The sequence below is a fragment of the Kitasatospora sp. NPDC091335 genome, from assembly GCF_044757205.1.
Taxonomy (GTDB): Bacteria; Actinomycetota; Actinomycetes; order Streptomycetales; family Streptomycetaceae; genus Kitasatospora.
On the sequence record NZ_JBIVUM010000019.1, the window covers coordinates 97,062 to 114,316 of the forward strand.

A 17,255-nucleotide genomic window follows, 5' to 3' on the forward strand; every position below is an offset into this window, starting at 1 on the left:
GGGCATTGGTCTGGGGTGTTGCCGCACCGGCGGCATCGGGCGATCAGATCAGGGACCAGCAGTGGGCCTTGAAGACCTTCGAGGTCGAGTCGAAGGTGTGGCCGGTCAGCCAGGGCGAAGGCGTCGTCGTTGCGGTGATCGACAGCGGGGTGAACTCGGATCATCAGGATCTGACCGGGCAGGTCGTTCCTGGGGCTGACTTCTCAGGAACCCAGTCGGATGGCCGTATCGATACTGTCGGCCACGGTACCGGCATGGCGAGCCTCATCGTGGGGCATGGACACGGTTCGCAGGCCGGAGTGATGGGTCTGGCCCCGAAGGCAAAGATTCTGCCGGTGAAGGTGAAGACCACGGACGGTGGCTCCGAACCTCAGGTGAACGATCTTGCCGAGGCTATCCGCTTCGCGGTGGACCACGGTGCGACGGTCGTCAATATGTCCCTGGGAGGGCTCCTCCGGTTCGACACGAAGACGCGCAAGGCCGTTGCGTACGCGGTGTCGAAGGACGCCGTTCTGATCGCCAGTGCGGGCAACAGCGGTTCGGACTTGGGTGTCAACTATCCGGCGGCCTTCCCCGGGGTGGTGGCCGTGGGCGCCATGGATTCCAAGGGAGTTGTGTGGGCCGGTTCCACACCGGGGCCCGAGACCACACTCATCGCACCTGGCGTGGACATCTATCACGCTTCGGCCAAGTCACCCACGAGCTACGCGGCCGGCGACGGTACCTCCGCCGCCGCCGCCTATACGTCCGCCACTGCTGCGCTGATTCGGTCGAAATATCCGAGCCTGTCAGCTGGACAGGTGATCAACCGGATGATCAAGTCGGCCACTCCGCCGGCTGATGGGTCCGGGGTACCCAACAGCCACTACGGATATGGGGTTCTCTCACCGGCGAAGGCTCTGGAAGCGAACCCCGCGGTGGACAACGGACCTCGGGAGAACCCGCTGGCGAACCGACCGGAGGCAAAGGGCACGCCTCCTCCCGCCGATGAGGAGACGGACGAGCCCTCCGAGGCGCCCATGGTCCCTGAGGGGGACCACGGCGGCGGCAGCGACGCGATCGGCCCCTGGGTCATCGTGGGGATCGGTGTGGGGCTGCTGGGACTGTTGGTCGGGGCCGTGGTGCTCGTCGTCGTGTTCGTGGTGCGGGGGCGGAGGAGGCGGGCCGCGGCTGCGGGGGAGCATCAGCAGCAGCCGTACCGGCAGCCGCCGTATGGGGGGCCGTATCAGTGAGTGGCGAGCCATTCGTCGCGTAGGGCGGCCATGTGGAGGACGTCCCAGTAGCGGTCGCCCCAGTGGTGGGCCTGGCGGGCGCGGCCTTCGAGGGTGAAGCCGGACTTGCGGTAGGAGTGGGCGGCGCGTTCGTTGTACTCGAAGACTTCGAGGTGGACGCGGTGGAGGCGGATGGTCTCGAAGGCGTGGCGCAGGACCAGGAGGGTGGTCTCGGTGCCGATGCCGCGGCCGGTGCTGTCCGGGGTGAGGGCGATCCGGAAGCCGGCGGAGGAGTTGTCGGGGTCGACGTCGGTGAGGGCGGTCTCGCCGAGGAAGCGGCCGGTGGCGGGGTCCTCGACGGCGAGGTCGAGGCGGTCGGGCTGGTCGGCGCGGGTGGCGCACCACTGGCGGATCCGGTCGCGGGTGAAGGCGGTGCGGGTGCCGGTGAGGCGGTTGGTCGTCTCGTCGGCGCAGAGCTCCCACAGCGGGTCGGTGTGCCGTTCGCCGAGGGGGACGAGGCGGACGGTGCGGCCGTCCAGGGTGGGCTTGTCAGCGAGGGCGGCGATGTCGGCGGCGGTGTCGGCGGTCATGGCGCTCAGGATGGGTGGTCGGTCTCCGGTTCGTCCACGCGTTTTCGTCCGTACGCGCCGATATGGGGTGAGCGTGGCGGAGGGGGCGCGTATGGGGGGACTGCGCCGGGTGAATGCGCCGGGGGTGGCCGCATTTCGGCGGTCGCTGGCGTCATTGCCGCTGGTGGGGTCGGTGGGGCGGCGGAGATGCTGGGGCCATGGGCACTTCTGAGAGCACGCCGGTCGAGAACGCACCGGTCACCGCCACCACCACCACCGACGGAATCGTCCCGGACACCAAGGACTGGACCTGGGTGCTGGAACGCCCCTGCCCCGACTGCGGGTTGGACACCCCGCGGGTGGTCCGGGAGGACGTCGCCGGGATGGTCAGGGCCAATGCGGAGGGCTGGCTGGCGGTGCTGGCCGGGGACGGGGAGGGGCTGCGCCGCAGGCCCGCCCCCGGGATCTGGTCGGACCTGGAGTACGCGTGCCACGTCCGGGACGTCTTCCGACTGTTCGACATCCGGCTGAACCTGATGCTGGACCAGGACGGCCCGCTGTTCCCCAACTGGGACCAGGACGAGACGGCCGTCGCCGAGCGCTACGGGGAGCAGGACCCGCAGGTGGTGGCCGGGGAGCTGGCGGAGGCCGCGGAGAAGCTCGCCGCGGCCTTCGAGCGGGTGGCCGGCGAGCAGTGGCGGCGGACCGGGAACCGCGGTGACGGGGCGCGGTTCACGGTCGAGACGTTCTCCCGGTACCTGATCCACGACCCGGTGCACCACCTGTTCGACGTGACGGGCGAGCGGGTCTGAGACGGTCCCGGGGGCGGTCGTCCACGGACCGGAGGCCCCGGGAACGGGTGTCCGGGGACCGGCCGCCCCCGGGGAGGCCGTTCCGGCGGCGGGCGGGGCGAGGGGTCACCAGCCGGAGGCCTCGCGCAGCATGGTGCGGCGCAGTCGGCCGGCCACGCTGGCGGCGTCGGTGCCGATGACGTCGGCGATCTCGGGGGCGGCGAGCCCGACGACGTAGTGGAGGACCGCGAGGTCGTCGTCGGCCGGGTGGCGGTCCGGGTCGGCGGTCACCCTGCGGGTGTGTTCGGCGACGGTGCCGCGCAGGATCTCCCAGGCGTGCGCGGTCGGGTTGGAGCTGCCCATCAACTCCCGCCAGTGCACCGCGATTTCCGCGAACGCCTGCTGGACGGCGGTGGCCGCGGCGCTGTGCTCGGTCAGCCACACGCGGGCATAGCTGAGGTACCGGGGGCGGTGGAGTTCGCAGAACGCGGTGAACTCCAGTGGCACCTCCGCCGGCTCGCCGGGCCCCGGGGGCGGCTCGGCGGGACTCTCGTGACGGTTGGTCATCTCGGCTTCTCGGAAAGGGAGATGGGTTTCTGACGGTCGATCATCTGTGCTCACTCTACGGTAGGCCCTCGGTGCGCTGGGTGACCAATCCGATGGAATGCCCGGAACCTGTCGCCGCCAGGCCGGTTCCGGTGGCGACCGGGGGTGGAGTGGCGGCGGGACGGCCGGGCGGGGGCCGGCGGGGTGGTGCTGCGCAGTGGCGTGGGAGGCGTAGTTGCGAGCGCGTCGCAGCTGGTCAGAGGGTGTAGGACGGCTATGGCTGCAAGGCGGTTGATGTGCCACCGTAGGGCCTATGGAGGCTGACGTCCACGCCCAGGGCGCGAACCCGCGCCCGCACAACCACCCGCACAACCGCACTCACGATCGCGGTGAAGATCACCACGGACGGGGGCATGGCCATCGCCACGATGACGGCATCACCCCCGCCCAGGATCGGGCCCAGGGCCACGACCACGACCACGCCCACGGTCTGCGCCACCGCCTGACCCATCTCCTGCGCCCGCACTCGCACGACGCCGCCGACCGGGTGGACACGGCCATGGAGGCCTCCGCCGAGGGGCTGCGCACCCTGTGGATCTCGCTGGTGGTGCTCGGCGCCACCGCGCTGGTCCAGGCCGCCATCGTGGCCCTCTCCGGCTCGGTGGCGCTCCTCGGCGACACCGTGCACAACGTCGCCGACGCGCTGACCGCCGTCCCGCTCGGGATCGCCTTCCTGCTCGGCCGCCGGGCCGCCAACCGCCGCTACACCTACGGGTACGGGCGGGCCGAGGACCTGGCGGGGGTGGCGATCGTGCTGGCCGTGGCGGCCTCGGCGGTGTTCACCGGGGTGGCCGCGGTGGACCGGCTGCTGCACCCCCGGCCGGTGGACCACCTGGTGGCGGTGGCGGTCGCCGCGCTGGCCGGCTGCCTGGGCAACGAGTGGGTGGCCCGCTACCGGATCCGCACCGGCCGCCGGATCGGTTCGGCGGCGCTGGTCGCGGACGGCGTGCACGCCAGGACCGACGGGCTGACCTCGCTCGCGGTGCTGGTCGGCGCGGCCGGAGCCGGACTCGGCCTGCCCTGGGCGGACCCGCTGGTCGGCCTGCTGATCACGGCGGCGATCCTGCTGGTGCTGCGCGGCTCGGTGCGCGAGGTGGGCCGCCGGCTGATGGACGGGGTGGACCCGGTCCTGGTGGACACCGCCGAGGGTGCGCTGCGCGAGGTGGACGGCGTGCGCGGGGTGGGCGCGCTGCGGATGCGGTGGATCGGGCACTCGCTGCGCGCCGAGGCGGACGTGGTGGTGGACGGCGCGCTGACCGTGGTGGCGGCGCACCGGGTGGCCGAGGCGGCGGAGCAGGCGCTGATCCGGGCGGTCCCGCGCCTGCTGGCCGCCACCGTGCACATCGACCACGCCCCGGCGGCCTGAACGGGACCGGTCTGGACGCGACCGGCCTGCACGGGGCCGGCCTGGACGGAGCCGGTCCGATCGGGACCGGCCCGAACGGAGCCGGCGGGCGGGACCGGCCGGGGCGGGCGGACGGGCGGAGCGGCCGCCCGTCAGGAGGTCGTCCGGGCCTCCGTGGGGGAGATCCGGTCGGCGGCGGTGTCCCGTTCGACCTGGGTCGGGAAGGCTTCGACCGCTCGTCGCCGGGCCGCCCGCGCGGCCACGGCAGCCGCGGCCGCAGCCGCCGCGGCTGCTCCGGCGGCGGCCTCCTCACGCTCGCACCGGTGCGCCGCACCCGCGGCGTGCGCTCCGGGCCCGTGCCCTCCGGACGAGTGCCCTCCGGGCCCGTGTGCTCCGGGCGAGTGCGCTCCGGGCGAGTGCCCTCCGGACCCGAGCGAACCCGCGGTGTGCCCGCCGCCCACGAGCGGTCCGGACCCGTGCCCCCCGACGGTCGGTCCGTCCGTGCGCCGCCGGCGGCCGAGCGCGGCCCTGGCGGCGTGTTCCTCGGCGGCCTGTCTAGCGGCCAGGTAGGCCTGTACGGCGGCCATGCCGTAGACGGGCTGGATGAGTTGGTGCCCCTTGAAGAAGGGCCTGGCCGGGGCGAACCCGGCGGCGACCACGAGGTCGCGGATCTCTGCTATCTCGGCCTCACTGCGGGCGGTGAAGCGGACTTCCCAGCCCTTCTTGTACGTATGGCCCTTCTCGCCGCTCCGGCGGGCGGGGTCTGGGCGGCGGACGTATCCGGGCAGACGGCCGAGGCGGAGCTGGGCCGCGCGGAGGCCGGCGGTCTCGTCACGTGACATGACGTAAGCCTAGGCAATTCCCGGGGTGGGATTGACGCCCTGGGGGTCCCTCGCCGTATGCCTTTGGTCACTCTGGGTCAGGCGACCAGGGTGGCGATCGTTTTCGATCACATGTGACAACCTTATGAGCGTCAATTACTCCAAATGAGTGAGGGTATGAGGACTTTAGTGCCGGCTGATCCCGGTTTCGCGACGGTTGGGTAACAGTGCGTCAGGCACCCGGTCGGGGGTCCGGACGGTTGGGGATGGTGTCGGCATGAGCTACCGGATTCCGTCGCCGCCGCCGTCCCTGGAGGAGCTGGCGAAGCGTCAACAGAACGTCGTCACCGCGAACCAGCTGCGCGCCCGGGGCGTGCCGGCCCGGGTGATCACCGAGCACTGTCGTCGGGGCGGCCCCTGGCGGCGGATGCTGCCCAGGGTCTACCTGCTGCAGTCCGCCGAGCCCACCCCGGAGCAACGGATGTGGGCCGCCCTGCTGTACGCCGCGCAGAACGGGCGCGAGGAGGGCCGTCGGGAGGTCGCGGTGATCACCGGTACGGCCGCGCTGGCGCTGTACGGCTTCACCGCGGTGCCCCGGCTGCCCGCGGTGGCCGGGGTGGACGTCCTGGTGCCCCGTCAGCGCCGGCTGAAGGACGTCGGCGAGGTCCGGATCAGGCGCACCGAACGGGAGTTGGTGGCGCGGTCGGTGCACGGCCTGGCCTGCGCTCCGGTGGCCAGGGCGGTCGCCGACGCGCTGGTCGAGTGGACGGCCGGTCCCGGCGGCCCGGCCCCGGTGCGCGAGGTGCTGCGGGAGGCCGTGGCATCGCCCGAGAACCGCTGCACGGTACGGGAGTTGGTGGACGAGCTGGCCGACTCCGGGCTCACCTGTGAACCCAGGGTGCGGGCCGCGCTGGACGAACTCATCGCCGCCGAGCGGGACTTGCTGCTGGAGCGGATCGGCCGACTGGTCGACGAGTGGCTGCTGCCCGCCCCGTTGAGCGCCCCCGAGCTGCGGATGCGCGGCGGCACGTACATCGCCGTCCCCGACCTCTACTGGCCGGACCGCGGCGTCGCGGTGGAGGTGGACCCGGAGCTGCGCAGCGTGAGCGAGGGCGAGGCCGCCTGGGTGCGCGGCGGCCAGCACCGGATGGAGTACCTGGGCGTCCGCGTGGTGTACGTCTCCGGGGCCCGGCTGGCCGCCGACCCGGACGCGGTCGGCGGCGAACTGCGCGAGGCGCACCGGGTCGGCGGGACGGACGTGGTGGAGCTGCTGGTGGTCTGAGCGGCCGGCCCTCCGGTCGGCCGGCTGTGGCCACGGCCCGGAGCCACGGCCCGGAGCCACGGCCCGGAGTCACAGACCCGGAGCCGCAGTCCCCACGTCGCAGCGCCGGAAGGCGCTACGGGCGGACCACCGGCTCGCCGACCAGCTCGACCCCGGCCGCCCGCAGCTCCGCCAGCGCCGCGGCGGTGGTCTCCGGGTTCACCCCGGCGGTGAGGTCCAGCAGCACCCGGGTGCTGAAGCCCTCCCTGGCGGCGTCCAGCGCGGTGGCCCGGACGCAGTGGTCGGTGGCGATGCCGACCACGTCGACCTCGTCGATCTGCCGCTCGCGCAGCCACTCCACCAGCCCGCGGCGGTTCTCGTCCAGCCCCTCGAAGCCGCTGTACGCCGCCGAGCGGGCGCCCTTGTCGAAGACCGCCTCGACCGCGCCGGAGATGACGGCGGGCGCGAAGTTGGGGTGGAAGCCCACGCCCTCGGTGCCGGCCACGCAGTGCGGCGGCCAGCTGTCGACGTAGTCGGGCTCGGCGGAGAAGTGGTCGCCAGGGTCGATGTGGTGGTCGCGGGTGGCGAGGACGTGCCGGTAGCCGGGGGCGGACTCGGCGATCAGGTCGGTGATGGCGGCGGCCACCTCCGCGCCTCCGGCGACGGCCAGGCTGCCGCCCTCGCAGAAGTCGTTCTGCACGTCGACGACGATCAGTGCCCGGTGCATGGCTGGCATCCTCGGATCTCGGGGGCCCGCGGGAGGCGGCGCCCCGGTGGGGGAGCCCTCGGGAGCACTCGGCCCGGCCGTGCGGGGCGCGGGGGTCCTCGGGGAGCTCCGGGGAAAACTCGGGGGAACTCTAAGGCTGACTCTAGGGAGTGGCGAGCGGGGGCGGAAGCCCCGGGGCCGGTCCGGTGGCCCGGCCCCGGGCGGCTCCGGTCAGCGGGTGGGTTCGGTGGGCAGGACCAGTTCGGTCGGCAGCACCGGATCGCCCTTGGACAGCTGGGTGGCGGACAGCGGCAGCGCGGCGCGGGCGCGCACGTGCCGGTCACGGGCGGCGCTGAGCGGCTCCCGGCCGACCGTCTCGCCGCCGAGCACCAGCGGCACCTGGAGCAGGTGCGGCCGCAGGTCGTCAGGGACGGGCCCGGTGCCGACCACCTCGGCCTCGGCCACCCCGTCGGCGTCGGGCCGGCGGGCCGCCCACTTGCGGCCGCCGATGCTGGTCTTGCCGCCGGCCGCGCGCTTGGCCACCGGCACCATCGGCCCGCCGTCGGTCCCGGCCCTGGCGACGAGCTTGTAGACCATCGCGCAGGTCGGGTGTCCGCTGCCGGTGACGAGGCTGGTGCCGACGCCGTAGCCGTCCACCGGGGCGGCGGCCAGGGCGGCGATCGCGTACTCGTCGAGGTCGGAGGTGACGATGATCCTGGTCCGGTCGGCGCCCAGGTCGTCCAACTGGCGGCGGACCCGGTGGGCCAACAGGGTGAGGTCGCCGGAGTCGATCCGGACGGCGCCCAGCTCGGGCCCGGCCACCTCGACGGCGGTGCGCACGGCCTCGCGCAGGTCGAAGGTGTCGACCAGCAGCGTGGTGCCCTTGCCCATCGAGGCGATCTGCGCCCTGAAGGCGTCCCGCTCACTGTCGTGGACCAGGGTGAAGGCGTGCGCGGCGGTGCCGGTGGTCGGGATGCCGTGGGTGAAGCCGGCCTCCAGGTCGGAGGTGGCGGCGAAGCCGGCCACGTAGGCCGCCCGGGCGGCGGCGACGGCGGCCTGCTCGTGGGCCCGGCGGGCGCCCATCTCGATCGCCGGACGGCCGCCCGCGGCGGCGGTCATCCGGGAGGCGGCGGCGGCGATGGCCGAGTCGTGGTTGAGGATCGAGAGGATCACCGTCTCCAGGATCACCGCCTCGGCGAAGCTGCCCTCGACGGTGAGCAGCGGCGAACCGGGGAAGTAGACCTCGCCCTCGGGGTAGCCGTGGATGTCGCCGCGGAAGCGGTAGTCGGCCAGGAAGCGCAGGGTGTCCTCGTCGACCACGCCCTGGTCGGCCAGCCAGTCCAGCTGGGGGGTGGAGAAGTGGAAGCTCTCGACGGCGTCCAGCACCCGGCCGGTGCCGGCCAGGACGCCGTAGCGGCGGCCGCTGGGCAGGCGGCGGGTGAACACCTCGAAGACGGAGCGGCGGTGCGCGGCTCCGCTGCGCAGGGCTGCCTGCAGCATGGTGAGCTCGTAGCGGTCGGTGAGCAGCGCGGTCGAGCCGGCCGCGCGCACTGAAGTGGCGTCCATGAGGATGATGCTACTACCACTTAGCGTCAGAGTGACGATTTCTCTTCGGGACGCCGGGGCCGGAATCGCCCGGGTGTCCCCCGGATGGCAGCATGGGGCGTGAGGGGTATCGGACGACTGTGCAGCGAGGAGGACCCGGCGTGAGCGTCGCGCCCGTGGAGATCGAGCGCCCGGAGGTCGAAGGACTGGCGGTGACCGAGCCGGACACGCCGTGGGTGACCATCGTGCACAACGATGCGGTCAACCTGATGAGCTATGTCCAGTACGTCTTCCAGGCCTACTTCGGCTACCCGAAGGACAAGGCGAGGAAGCTGATGATGGACGTTCACACCAAGGGGCGGGCGGTGGTCTCCAGCGGTTCCCGCGAGGAGATGGAGCGTGACGTGCAGGCGATGCACGGCTACGGCCTCTGGGCGACGCTGCAGCACGACTGACGCCGACCCGACCGGCGCCGGACTGCCGGACCGCCGGCCGTACGACCGAAGACGACGAAGACGGGCTGACCGATACAGATGGCTGGGTTGTTCGAGAGCACCGGCGGTGGCGGCGCGGCGATCGCGCTGGACGAGTGGGAGGCCTCCATCCTGCGCTCGCTGGAAGTGCAGTTGCTGGAGCTGATCGGCCCGGGCCCGGGCGGGGAGGACGGGGACCCGCTGGCGGCGCTGTTCGCCGAGGGCCCGACCGAGGCGCCCACCGATCCGGCGCTGGCCAGGCTCTTCCCGGACGCCTACGGGGACCCGGAGAAGCCGGCGGACGACGAGACCAGGGCCGCCGCGGGCGAGTTCCGCCGCTTCACCGAGCTGGACCTGCGGGCCCGCAAGCGGGACGACGCGCTGTTCGTCGTCCGGGCGCTGGACGGCCTCGGCGACGGCGGGGTGCTCAAGCTCGTGGCCCCCGACTGCCTGCGCTGGCTGGGCGCGCTGAACGACCTGCGGCTGGCCGTCGGGGCCCGGCTGGAGATCACCGAGGAGGACGAGGACGGCCTCTACGAGCTGCCGGACGGCGACGAGCGCAAGCCGCTGGTGATGGCGTACCTGTGGCTGGGAGCCCTGCAGGAGTCGCTGTTGGAGGCCATCGCGGACTGACCGCGCACCGATCCTGCCCGGTTCCGGGCAAGCCCCGGTCGTTTCGTCCAGAATGCGGACGAATGGCCGGGGCATTTCTTATGAAAATCGGGCAAAACGGGACGGGTCATGCTCAAATAACGCTCAGATGGACACCGCTGTCCGAACTCCGCGTGGTACGACTTCTCCACCCCCGAGACCGACCAGGACGGTGCGCGATGGCCGAGAAGTTGTACGACGGAGTGGCCGAGGGCACGGCGGGCGAGGAGGGTTACGAGCGCGGGCTCGGCAGCCGTCAGATCCAGATGATCGCGATCGGCGGCGCGATCGGCACCGGCCTGTTCCTCGGTGCGGGCACCGCGATCTCCCGCTCGGGTCCGAGCCTGATCCTCTCCTACGCTGTCGCCGGCCTGGTGATCTTCGTGATCATGCGGGCACTCGGCGAACTCCTCACCTACCGCCCGGTCTCCGGCAGCTTCGCCGAGTACGCCCGGGAGTTCCTCGGCCCCTTCGCCGGCTACGTGACCGGCTGGACGTACTGGCTGTTCTGGGTCGTCACCGGCATGGCCGAGACCACCGCCGCCGCCGTCTACGTGCGGTTCTGGGCGCCCGGCATACCTCAGTGGATCAGCGCGCTGACCTTCCTGGTCCTGCTCTACGGGGCCAACCTGATCTCGGTGAAGCTGTTCGGCGAGATCGAGTTCTGGTTCTCCATGGTCAAGGTCACCGCCATCATCGGCATGATCCTGATCGGCATCGGGGTGCTGACCCTCGGTTTCAGCAAGGCCGGTGACACCGCGTCGGTGAGTCACCTGTGGCAGCACGGCGGCTTCTTCCCCGAGGGCATCGGCTCCACCGTGATGACCCTCCAGATCGTCATGTTCGCCTACCTGGGCGTCGAACTCGTCGGCGTCACCGCGGGCGAGAGCGAGAATCCCGAGAAGACCCTGCCGCGCGCCATCAACACCCTGCCCTGGCGGATCGCGCTGTTCTACATCGGCGCGCTGGTGGTGATCCTCTCGCTCGTCCCGTGGACCGAATTCCGGCCAGGCGTCAGCCCGTTCGTCGCCGCCTTCGGCAAGATCGGCATCCCGGCGGCGGCCGGCATCATCAACTTCGTGGTGCTCACCGCGGCGCTCTCCTCCTGCAACTCGGGGATGTACTCCACCGGCCGCATGCTGCGCGACCTCGCGCTGAGCGGGCAGGCACCGGGACGGCTCACCAGGCTCAACGCCCGCCGCACCCCGGCCTTCGCGATCACCGTCTCCAGCCTGCTGATGGGTGCCGGCGTGGTGCTCAACTACCTCGTCCCGGCACGGGCGTTCGAGTACATCACCTCGGTCGCCACGGTCTGCGGCCTGTGGACCTGGGCGATGATCCTGATCTCCCAGATCCGCTACCGCAGGGCCTGGCAGGCCGGCCGCCTGCCGGCGCCCAGCTTCAAGGCGCCCGGCGGCGCCTGGGTCAGCGGGGCGGCGCTCGCCTTCCTCGCCGTGGTCGTGGTGCTGATCGGCCTGGACCGGGACAACCGGATCTCGCTGTTCGTCTTCCCCGCCTGGGCCCTGCTGCTGGTGGTCGGTTACCGGGTGCTCAAGCGCCGCGACCCGCAGGCCCTCCACGGCGCCGGCCCGGCCCGGCTGCCCGCCGCCGACGGGAACGCGGACGCCCGCTGACCGTGCCTCGGACGGTGGCCGACCGCGCCTCGGACACCCCGGCGGACACGCGCCGGGGCGTGGCTATCCTGACCGCATGCTGACCATCACCCGAGAACTCCGCGACCGGATCGTGGCCCACGCCCGCGCCGACCACCCGGACGAGGCCTGCGGCGTGGTCGCGGGACCGGCCGGCAGCGGACAGCCCGAGCGGTTCATCCCGATGCTCAACGCCGCCCGCTCGCCCACCTTCTACGAGTTCGACTCGGGCGACCTGCTCAAGCTCTACCGCGAGATGGACGACCGGGACGAGGAGCCGGTGATCGTCTACCACTCGCACACCGCCACCGAGGCCTACCCCTCGCGCACCGACGTGAGCTACGCCTCCGAGCCGTTCGCCCACTACGTCCTGGTCTCCACCGCCGAGGGCACCGGCGAGGAGGACCCCTACGAGTTCCGCTCGTTCCGCATCGTGGACGGCGAGATCACAGAGGAAGACGTGCAGGTCGTCGAGGCCTACCAGGCCTGACCGGCAGCCCCGCGGACACGGCCCGCCGCCCCCTCGCCAGGGGGCGGCGGGCCGCCGTCGTCTCAGTACGGGAAACGAGAACATCCGGATCCCGAGACGGGCATGTCGGAGCGGGGCCGGGAATCTATACGATGAGCCCATGCGTTCCGTCGATGTGAGCACTCAGGCCCCGGGCACCCGCCTCGTGGCGCGCCTGCACATCGACCTGTGCCGGCACGCCGGTGCGATCTGTCCCGGCACGCCCGCGCGCTCGCGCTGAGAGCCGCTGCACCCACTCACCCGGGCCCGCCGCCCTCCCGCGACGCCGGGCCCCGGGCGTCCGCCCGCCCCGCCGCGCTCGCTGCGGCCCATCCACTCCACGACTCGCCCAGGAGCGCACTCATGGCCATCGAGGTCCGCATCCCGACCATCCTCCGCACCTACACCGACGGCGCCAAGGCCGTCGAGGGCAACGGCAGCAACCTCGGGGAACTCTTCACCGACCTCGACGTCCGCCACCCGGGCATCGCCGCCCGCCTGGTCGAGGGCGGCGAGCTGCGCCGCTTCGTCAACGTCTACCTGAACGACGAGGACGTCCGCTTCCTGGAGGGCATCTCCACCGCCCTCGCCGACGGTGACAGCGTCACCATCCTGCCCGCCGTCGCCGGCGGCGCCCGCTGAGCTCCCGGCTCCCCCCGCCGGCCCGGCGGGGGGAGCCGTCCCTCGTCACCCTCACCGCCTTGGCCGGAGGCCTCCCTTGCGCTACGACAGTCCGCTCGAAGCCGTCGGCAACACCCCGCTGGTCCGCCTGCCGAGGCTGTCCGCCGCCGTCCCCGGCAACGCCGAGGGCCTGGTGACCCTCTGGGCCAAGCTGGAGGACCGCAACCCCACCGGTTCGATCAAGGACCGCCCGGCGCTGCACATGATCGAGCGCGCCGAGGCCGACGGCCGGCTCACCCCCGGCTGCACCATCCTGGAGCCCACCAGCGGCAACACCGGCATCTCGCTGGCCATGGCCGCCAGGCTCAAGGGCTACCGGATGGTCTGCGTGATGCCCGAGAACACCAGCGAGGAACGGCGCGAGCTGCTCCGCATGTGGGGCGCCGAGATCATCCCCTCGCCGGCCGCGGGCGGCTCCAACACCGCCGTCCGGATCGCCAAGGAGACCGCCGCCGAGCACCCCGACTGGGTCATGCTCTACCAGTACGGCAACCCCGACAACGCGGGCGCCCACTACACCGGCACCGGCCCCGAGATCCTCGCCGACCTGCCGACCGTCACCCACTTCGTGGCCGGCCTCGGCACCACCGGCACCCTGATGGGCGTCGGCCGCTTCCTGCGCGAGAAGGTCCCCGGCGTGAGGATCGTCGCCGCCGAGCCGCGCTACGACGACCTGGTCTACGGGCTGCGCAACCTGGACGAGGGCTTCGTCCCCGAGCTGTACGACGCCGAGGTGCTGACCACCCGCTTCTCGGTCGGCTCCGCGGACGCCGTCCGCCGCACCCGCGAACTCCTCCAGCAGGAGGGCATCTTCGCAGGCGTGTCGACCGGCGCCATCCTGCACGCGGCGATCGGCGTCGGCCGCAAGGCCGCGGCCGCGGGGGAGCGCGCGGACATCGTCTTCGTGGTCGCCGACGGCGGCTGGAAGTACCTGTCCACCGGCATCTACACCGCCGAGTCCACCGAGGCCGCGGTCGAGGCCCTGCAGGGCCAGCTCTGGGCGTAGGGCGCTACCGGCCCTGCCGGGCCCGGGCCCAGGAGCGCTGGTCCAGGGTGCCGGCCCGGCGGCGGAAGGACGACAGCGGCACCTCGCGCAGCTCGTCGGTCTCCAGCCAGCTGGTCCTGCCCTGCCGGTCGCCCACCGTGCCGGGCGGCAGCGGCAGCACGCCGGGGCGCTCGGCACGGTGCTTGCTGGTGATCTTGGCGACGGTGGCGGTCCGGCCGTGCACCCGCAGCACCAGGCACGGGCGGTCCTTGGAGCCGGGGCCGTCCTCGAACGGCACGTCGGCCCACCAGATCTCCCGCGGCGCCGGGGCGGTCCCCGGGCGCGGCCGCGGGCGGGGCGGCCCGGCCGGGCGCGGGGCCGGGCGGGTGCGCCGCACCAGCACCGCCACGGCGGCGGCCAGCAGCGCGACGCCGAGCAGTGACAGGACGAGCCAGGTAGCGGTCATGCCGTTCATGCGGCGACCGTACCGGGCCCGGGGCGAACGCCACCACCGTGGCCGCCGCGACGGTCGGGCAGGTGTCCGGGTGTTTGTCAGCGCATTGCTCCCGGTTCGTCACGGTCGTGCCACGGCGGCCGTTCCGGGCCCGGCGCCCTGCCCGACTCGGCAAGGCTGCGTCACGAACGTCCGCCCCCGTCCCCCCGGAGGTGCCCCGTGGCCCGTGGCCCCGAGTTGTGGTCCTACGCCGAGATCGCCCGTCACATCAACGTCCGGCCCGAGACCGTCCGCAGCTACCGCCGGCACGCGCTGCTGCCCGATCCGGACCTGACCGACGGCAGCGGACACCCGCGCTGGTACCCCTTCACCATCCGCACCTGGGCCCGCAACCGGCCACGGAGCCGCTGAGACCCGGCCCCGTCAACCGCCCTCGTCCCCGCCCCGGGCGTTCTGGTGATTCCGCCCACAGCCCGGCACGGGGACGGGGGCAAAGTGCCGCTCCGCCCTTACCCTCGACACACCAACGCGGTGCCACCGGCCGGTCCACCGGCCCGGCCCGCCGTTTTCCACGCCGTTCTCCACGGAAGACGGCGACGCCGTTTTCCAGCAGCAGCCAGGACGTGTCGGGGCGGAGGGGCTCGGATGAAACTGACCGTGGTGGGGTGCTCGGGGAGCTTCCCGGCCGCCGACTCGCCCTGTTCCAGTTACCTGGTCGAGGCCGAGGGCTACCGCGTCGTCCTCGACCTCGGCAACGGAGCCCTCGGCGCCCTCCAGAAGTACACCGGCCTCTACGACGTCGACGCCGTCCTGCTCAGCCACCTCCACGCCGACCACTGCGTCGACCTGTGCGCCTACTGGGTGGCCCGCAACTACCGCGCCGAGGGCTGCCCGGGCCTGCTGCCCGTGTACGGCCCGGCCGGCACCGCGGAACGCCTCGCCCGCGCCTACGACATGCCGGAGAACCCCGGGATGAAGGAGGTGTTCGAGTTCCGCACCCTCACCCCCGGCAGCTTCGAGCTCGGCCCGTTCCGGATCGACGTCGCCCGGGTCAACCACCCCGTCGACGCCTTCGCCTTCCGGCTGGAGCACGACGGCCGCTCGCTGGTCTACAGCGGTGACACCGGGGAGAGCACCGAACTCGTCGGGCTCGCCCGCGACACCGACCTCTTCCTCTGCGAGGCCGCGTACATCGACGGACGCGACACCTACCAGGCCGTCCACCTCAACGGCCGCGAGGCGGGCGAGCACGCCGTCGCGGCCGGCGCCCGCCGGCTCGTCCTCACCCACATCCCCCCGTGGACCGACGCCGAGCACAACCGCAGGGACGCCGCGGCCGCCTACCCGGGGCCGGTCGAGATCGCCCGGGCCGGCGCCGTGTACGAGATCTGAGCGGGCCGACGGTGTCCACGGGATTCCCGGAAGAATTCGGGGGACGACCTGCAACCCCGCCGCCCCCCGCACGTCCTGGTGGACAAGAGGCGGGAGACACCGCCGGAACGGCCGGCCCGTCGGGTGCGGCCGCGATCACACCAGTCACCAGGTTCGCTTCGTGCTGCCCGGACCCGGCCGTGCCGGTCCGGGGCGGAAATCCAGGGGGGATTCCCATGCGCAAGAACAACCGTGCCCCGCACCGGGCCCGTCGGCTCGCCCCGGCGGTCGCGCTCACCGCCGCGCTGGTCGCGGGCGGCGCCGTGACGGCCGCCCCGGCCTTCGCCACCGCCGGGCCGTTCAGCCTCACCGTGAACGCCCCGGCCGTGATCGGCGCCGCGGGCGGACCGGTCGAGTTCACCGAGCACATCGGCAACCCGGGGGACCAGGGCAGCGCCGTCGTACTGGAGTTCTCGATCGAGACCGGCCTCGGAACGCCGCCGCACGCGCTGAGCCTCGCGTACCACGACGACTCGCTCGGCGCGTGGCGCACGGTCGACCTGGAGGAGCGCACCGAGGCGGACCGGACCGTCTACTCGGGCGCCACCGACAAGCTCCACACCCTGGCGGGCGGCACGGACATCAAGGTGCGCCTCGGCGTCCCCATGGGCCTGCCCCACGACGGGGCCTCCAACGGCGGCGTCGGCCCGGACCTCACCTTCCGCACCGGCGTCAAGGGCTGGTGGCTGGACTCCCCGATCGAGCCGCCGCTGAACGACACCCACGTGATCAAGGTCGACGCGATCAGCAACGGCGTGTCCGGGGTCCCGGCCACCGCTGTCGCCGGCGGGGCACCGATCGAGTTCGACGCGGTGCTCGACAACCCCACCCCGTCCGCCTACACCAACCTCGGGAACGTGCTGTTCACCGACCGGCACGCCAGGGTCGAGGTCCGCGGCGACGACGGCGCCTGGACCGTCCTGGCACCGGTCACCAGCGCGGCCGAGCCCCCGGCGGGCTTCTACCTGGACGGCCGCAACTCCTCGGCGGCGCCGAACAGTTCGACGACCAGGCGGGTCCGGGTCGGCTACCCGGCAGACACCCCGCTCGGCACCACCGAGCTGAACCCCTGCGTCTTCGTCAACGAGGGCGACCTTCCCTTCCGGGGCACCACCATGTGCTCGCGCGGCGCCAAGGTCAAGGTCGTCGCCCCGGCCCCGAAGCCCACCGGCCGGCCGGCCACGACCACCGCCCAGGGGATCGCCGCCCGGGAGGCCGACGTGACCCGGGCAGCACCGTCCGGCTCTCACGGCTCTCATGGCTCGAACGGCTCGGACGGTTCGGACGGTTCGAAGCCGGCCGGTGGCGCGCCCGCCGCCCGCCCGGCCGGCGACGCCACCACCGCGCCCGCCGCCCCGGCCGCGCCCATGGCCACCGCCCCGCCCGCGGACGGTGCCCCGGCCGCCGCCCGGCCGGCGGACGTGAACCTGGCCTCCACCGGCGGCGACAGCGACCGGACCGGCCTGATCGCGGGCGTCGGCGCACTGCTGGTCGGCGTCGGGGCAGGCGCCTTCACCCTGATCCGCCGCCGCCGCACCGGCTGACCGCCTTCCGAGCGCGGTCCG

At 73.0% G+C, this 17,255-nt stretch carries 20 protein-coding genes; 14 read left to right on the top strand and 6 right to left on the bottom strand.

Features of this window, described 5'->3' with window-relative positions; all coding sequences use genetic code 11:
- Window positions 1-68 precede the first annotated feature (68 nt).
- Window positions 69-1,232: a type VII secretion-associated serine protease mycosin gene (gene mycP, locus ACIQOW_RS31965; RefSeq protein ID WP_401090833.1), complete on the top strand. Its 1,164-nt coding sequence runs from the start codon at window positions 69-71 to the stop codon at window positions 1,230-1,232.
- On the opposite strand, the gene ACIQOW_RS31970 is transcribed toward mycP, so the two are convergent.
- Window positions 1,226-1,801, bottom strand: a complete 576-nt coding sequence (locus ACIQOW_RS31970; RefSeq protein WP_401090835.1) for a GNAT family N-acetyltransferase — start codon at window positions 1,799-1,801, stop codon at window positions 1,226-1,228. The genes mycP and ACIQOW_RS31970 overlap by 7 nt on opposite strands.
- 197 nt (window positions 1,802-1,998) lie before the next feature.
- Here ACIQOW_RS31970 and ACIQOW_RS31975 point away from each other — a divergent pair, with 197 nt between their 5' ends.
- Window positions 1,999-2,592, top strand: coding sequence for a DinB family protein (locus tag ACIQOW_RS31975; protein ID WP_401090837.1), 594 nt, complete (start codon window positions 1,999-2,001; stop codon window positions 2,590-2,592).
- 105 nt (window positions 2,593-2,697) lie between these two features.
- On the opposite strand, the gene ACIQOW_RS31980 is transcribed toward ACIQOW_RS31975, so the two are convergent.
- Window positions 2,698-3,138, bottom strand: a complete 441-nt coding sequence (locus tag ACIQOW_RS31980) for a hypothetical protein (RefSeq protein ID WP_401090839.1) — start codon at window positions 3,136-3,138, stop codon at window positions 2,698-2,700.
- 292 nt (window positions 3,139-3,430) lie between these two features.
- Between ACIQOW_RS31980 and ACIQOW_RS31985 the strand changes: the two genes are divergently transcribed.
- Window positions 3,431-4,543: a cation diffusion facilitator family transporter gene (locus ACIQOW_RS31985; protein WP_401090841.1), complete on the top strand. Its 1,113-nt coding sequence runs from the start codon at window positions 3,431-3,433 to the stop codon at window positions 4,541-4,543.
- 131 nt (window positions 4,544-4,674) lie between these two features.
- Here ACIQOW_RS31985 and ACIQOW_RS31990 read toward each other — a convergent pair whose 3' ends face one another.
- Window positions 4,675-5,364: a hypothetical protein gene (locus tag ACIQOW_RS31990; protein ID WP_401090842.1), complete on the bottom strand. Its 690-nt coding sequence runs from the start codon at window positions 5,362-5,364 to the stop codon at window positions 4,675-4,677.
- Window positions 5,365-5,620: 256 nt separating this feature from the next.
- On the opposite strand from ACIQOW_RS31990, the gene ACIQOW_RS31995 reads away from it, so the two are divergent.
- Complete coding sequence (locus ACIQOW_RS31995; RefSeq protein ID WP_401090844.1) at window positions 5,621-6,625, top strand: hypothetical protein; 1,005 nt, start codon at window positions 5,621-5,623, stop codon at window positions 6,623-6,625.
- Window positions 6,626-6,740: 115 nt separating this feature from the next.
- On the opposite strand, the gene ACIQOW_RS32000 is transcribed toward ACIQOW_RS31995, so the two are convergent.
- Together ACIQOW_RS32000 and ACIQOW_RS32005 are read right to left on the bottom strand one after the other, a co-directional pair.
- Window positions 6,741-7,331 carry an isochorismatase family protein gene (locus tag ACIQOW_RS32000; protein ID WP_401090846.1) on the bottom strand — a complete coding sequence of 197 codons (591 nt, stop codon included), beginning with the start codon at window positions 7,329-7,331 and terminating at the stop codon, window positions 6,741-6,743.
- 210 nt (window positions 7,332-7,541) lie between these two features.
- Window positions 7,542-8,876 carry a nicotinate phosphoribosyltransferase gene (locus tag ACIQOW_RS32005; RefSeq protein WP_401090848.1) on the bottom strand — a complete coding sequence of 445 codons (1,335 nt, stop codon included), beginning with the start codon at window positions 8,874-8,876 and terminating at the stop codon, window positions 7,542-7,544.
- 140 nt (window positions 8,877-9,016) lie between these two features.
- Between ACIQOW_RS32005 and clpS the strand changes: the two genes are divergently transcribed.
- The 7 genes from clpS (at window position 9,017) to ACIQOW_RS32040 (ending at window position 13,826) form a co-directional block, all read left to right on the top strand.
- Window positions 9,017-9,310 (top strand): ATP-dependent Clp protease adapter ClpS, encoded by a 294-nt coding sequence (gene clpS, locus ACIQOW_RS32010; protein ID WP_188299426.1) that lies wholly within the window; start codon window positions 9,017-9,019, stop codon window positions 9,308-9,310.
- Between the two features lie 78 nt (window positions 9,311-9,388).
- Entirely contained in the window at window positions 9,389-9,961 is a 573-nt protein-coding gene (locus ACIQOW_RS32015; RefSeq protein WP_401090850.1) for a DUF2017 domain-containing protein, read from the top strand.
- Window positions 9,962-10,158: 197 nt separating this feature from the next.
- A complete protein-coding gene (locus ACIQOW_RS32020; protein WP_401090852.1) occupies window positions 10,159-11,613 on the top strand; it encodes an amino acid permease in 1,455 nt (484 codons plus the stop codon).
- Window positions 11,614-11,689: 76 nt separating this feature from the next.
- Window positions 11,690-12,121, top strand: coding sequence for a Mov34/MPN/PAD-1 family protein (locus tag ACIQOW_RS32025; protein ID WP_401090854.1), 432 nt, complete (start codon window positions 11,690-11,692; stop codon window positions 12,119-12,121).
- A 139-nt stretch (window positions 12,122-12,260) separates the two neighbouring features.
- Window positions 12,261-12,380, top strand: a complete 120-nt coding sequence (locus ACIQOW_RS32030) for a putative leader peptide (protein ID WP_310593142.1) — start codon at window positions 12,261-12,263, stop codon at window positions 12,378-12,380.
- Between the two features lie 122 nt (window positions 12,381-12,502).
- Complete coding sequence (locus ACIQOW_RS32035) at window positions 12,503-12,781, top strand: MoaD/ThiS family protein (RefSeq protein WP_188299422.1); 279 nt, start codon at window positions 12,503-12,505, stop codon at window positions 12,779-12,781.
- Window positions 12,782-12,857: 76 nt separating this feature from the next.
- Window positions 12,858-13,826 (top strand): PLP-dependent cysteine synthase family protein, encoded by a 969-nt coding sequence (locus ACIQOW_RS32040; RefSeq protein ID WP_401090857.1) that lies wholly within the window; start codon window positions 12,858-12,860, stop codon window positions 13,824-13,826.
- Between the two features lie 4 nt (window positions 13,827-13,830).
- Here ACIQOW_RS32040 and ACIQOW_RS32045 read toward each other — a convergent pair whose 3' ends face one another.
- Window positions 13,831-14,280 (bottom strand): type II toxin-antitoxin system PemK/MazF family toxin, encoded by a 450-nt coding sequence (locus ACIQOW_RS32045; protein WP_401090859.1) that lies wholly within the window; start codon window positions 14,278-14,280, stop codon window positions 13,831-13,833.
- 198 nt (window positions 14,281-14,478) lie between these two features.
- Between ACIQOW_RS32045 and ACIQOW_RS32050 the strand changes: the two genes are divergently transcribed.
- From ACIQOW_RS32050 to ACIQOW_RS32060, 3 genes are all read left to right on the top strand, one after another.
- Window positions 14,479-14,670 (top strand): MarR family transcriptional regulator, encoded by a 192-nt coding sequence (locus tag ACIQOW_RS32050; protein WP_188299420.1) that lies wholly within the window; start codon window positions 14,479-14,481, stop codon window positions 14,668-14,670.
- 234 nt (window positions 14,671-14,904) lie between these two features.
- Window positions 14,905-15,651: an MBL fold metallo-hydrolase gene (locus ACIQOW_RS32055; protein ID WP_188299419.1), complete on the top strand. Its 747-nt coding sequence runs from the start codon at window positions 14,905-14,907 to the stop codon at window positions 15,649-15,651.
- A 215-nt stretch (window positions 15,652-15,866) separates the two neighbouring features.
- Entirely contained in the window at window positions 15,867-17,234 is a 1,368-nt protein-coding gene (locus ACIQOW_RS32060) for an LAETG motif-containing sortase-dependent surface protein (protein WP_401090861.1), read from the top strand.
- The last annotated feature ends 21 nt before the right edge of the window (window positions 17,235-17,255 follow it).

Coding starts and splice junctions, on each gene's coding strand:
- ACIQOW_RS31970 (WP_401090835.1), bottom strand. CDS start 1,801: ATGACCGCCGACACCGCCGCCGACATCGCCGCCCTCGCTGACAAGCCC.
- ACIQOW_RS31975 (WP_401090837.1), top strand. CDS start 1,999: ATGGGCACTTCTGAGAGCACGCCGGTCGAGAACGCACCGGTCACCGCC.
- ACIQOW_RS31980 (WP_401090839.1), bottom strand. CDS start 3,138: ATGACCAACCGTCACGAGAGTCCCGCCGAGCCGCCCCCGGGGCCCGGC.
- ACIQOW_RS31985 (WP_401090841.1), top strand. CDS start 3,431: ATGGAGGCTGACGTCCACGCCCAGGGCGCGAACCCGCGCCCGCACAAC.
- ACIQOW_RS31990 (WP_401090842.1), bottom strand. CDS start 5,364: ATGTCACGTGACGAGACCGCCGGCCTCCGCGCGGCCCAGCTCCGCCTC.
- ACIQOW_RS31995 (WP_401090844.1), top strand. CDS start 5,621: ATGAGCTACCGGATTCCGTCGCCGCCGCCGTCCCTGGAGGAGCTGGCG.
- ACIQOW_RS32000 (WP_401090846.1), bottom strand. CDS start 7,331: ATGCACCGGGCACTGATCGTCGTCGACGTGCAGAACGACTTCTGCGAG.
- ACIQOW_RS32005 (WP_401090848.1), bottom strand. CDS start 8,876: ATGGACGCCACTTCAGTGCGCGCGGCCGGCTCGACCGCGCTGCTCACC.
- ACIQOW_RS32015 (WP_401090850.1), top strand. CDS start 9,389: ATGGCTGGGTTGTTCGAGAGCACCGGCGGTGGCGGCGCGGCGATCGCG.
- ACIQOW_RS32020 (WP_401090852.1), top strand. CDS start 10,159: ATGGCCGAGAAGTTGTACGACGGAGTGGCCGAGGGCACGGCGGGCGAG.
- ACIQOW_RS32025 (WP_401090854.1), top strand. CDS start 11,690: ATGCTGACCATCACCCGAGAACTCCGCGACCGGATCGTGGCCCACGCC.
- ACIQOW_RS32030 (WP_310593142.1), top strand. CDS start 12,261: ATGCGTTCCGTCGATGTGAGCACTCAGGCCCCGGGCACCCGCCTCGTG.
- ACIQOW_RS32035 (WP_188299422.1), top strand. CDS start 12,503: ATGGCCATCGAGGTCCGCATCCCGACCATCCTCCGCACCTACACCGAC.
- ACIQOW_RS32045 (WP_401090859.1), bottom strand. CDS start 14,280: ATGAACGGCATGACCGCTACCTGGCTCGTCCTGTCACTGCTCGGCGTC.
- ACIQOW_RS32055 (WP_188299419.1), top strand. CDS start 14,905: ATGAAACTGACCGTGGTGGGGTGCTCGGGGAGCTTCCCGGCCGCCGAC.
- ACIQOW_RS32060 (WP_401090861.1), top strand. CDS start 15,867: ATGCGCAAGAACAACCGTGCCCCGCACCGGGCCCGTCGGCTCGCCCCG.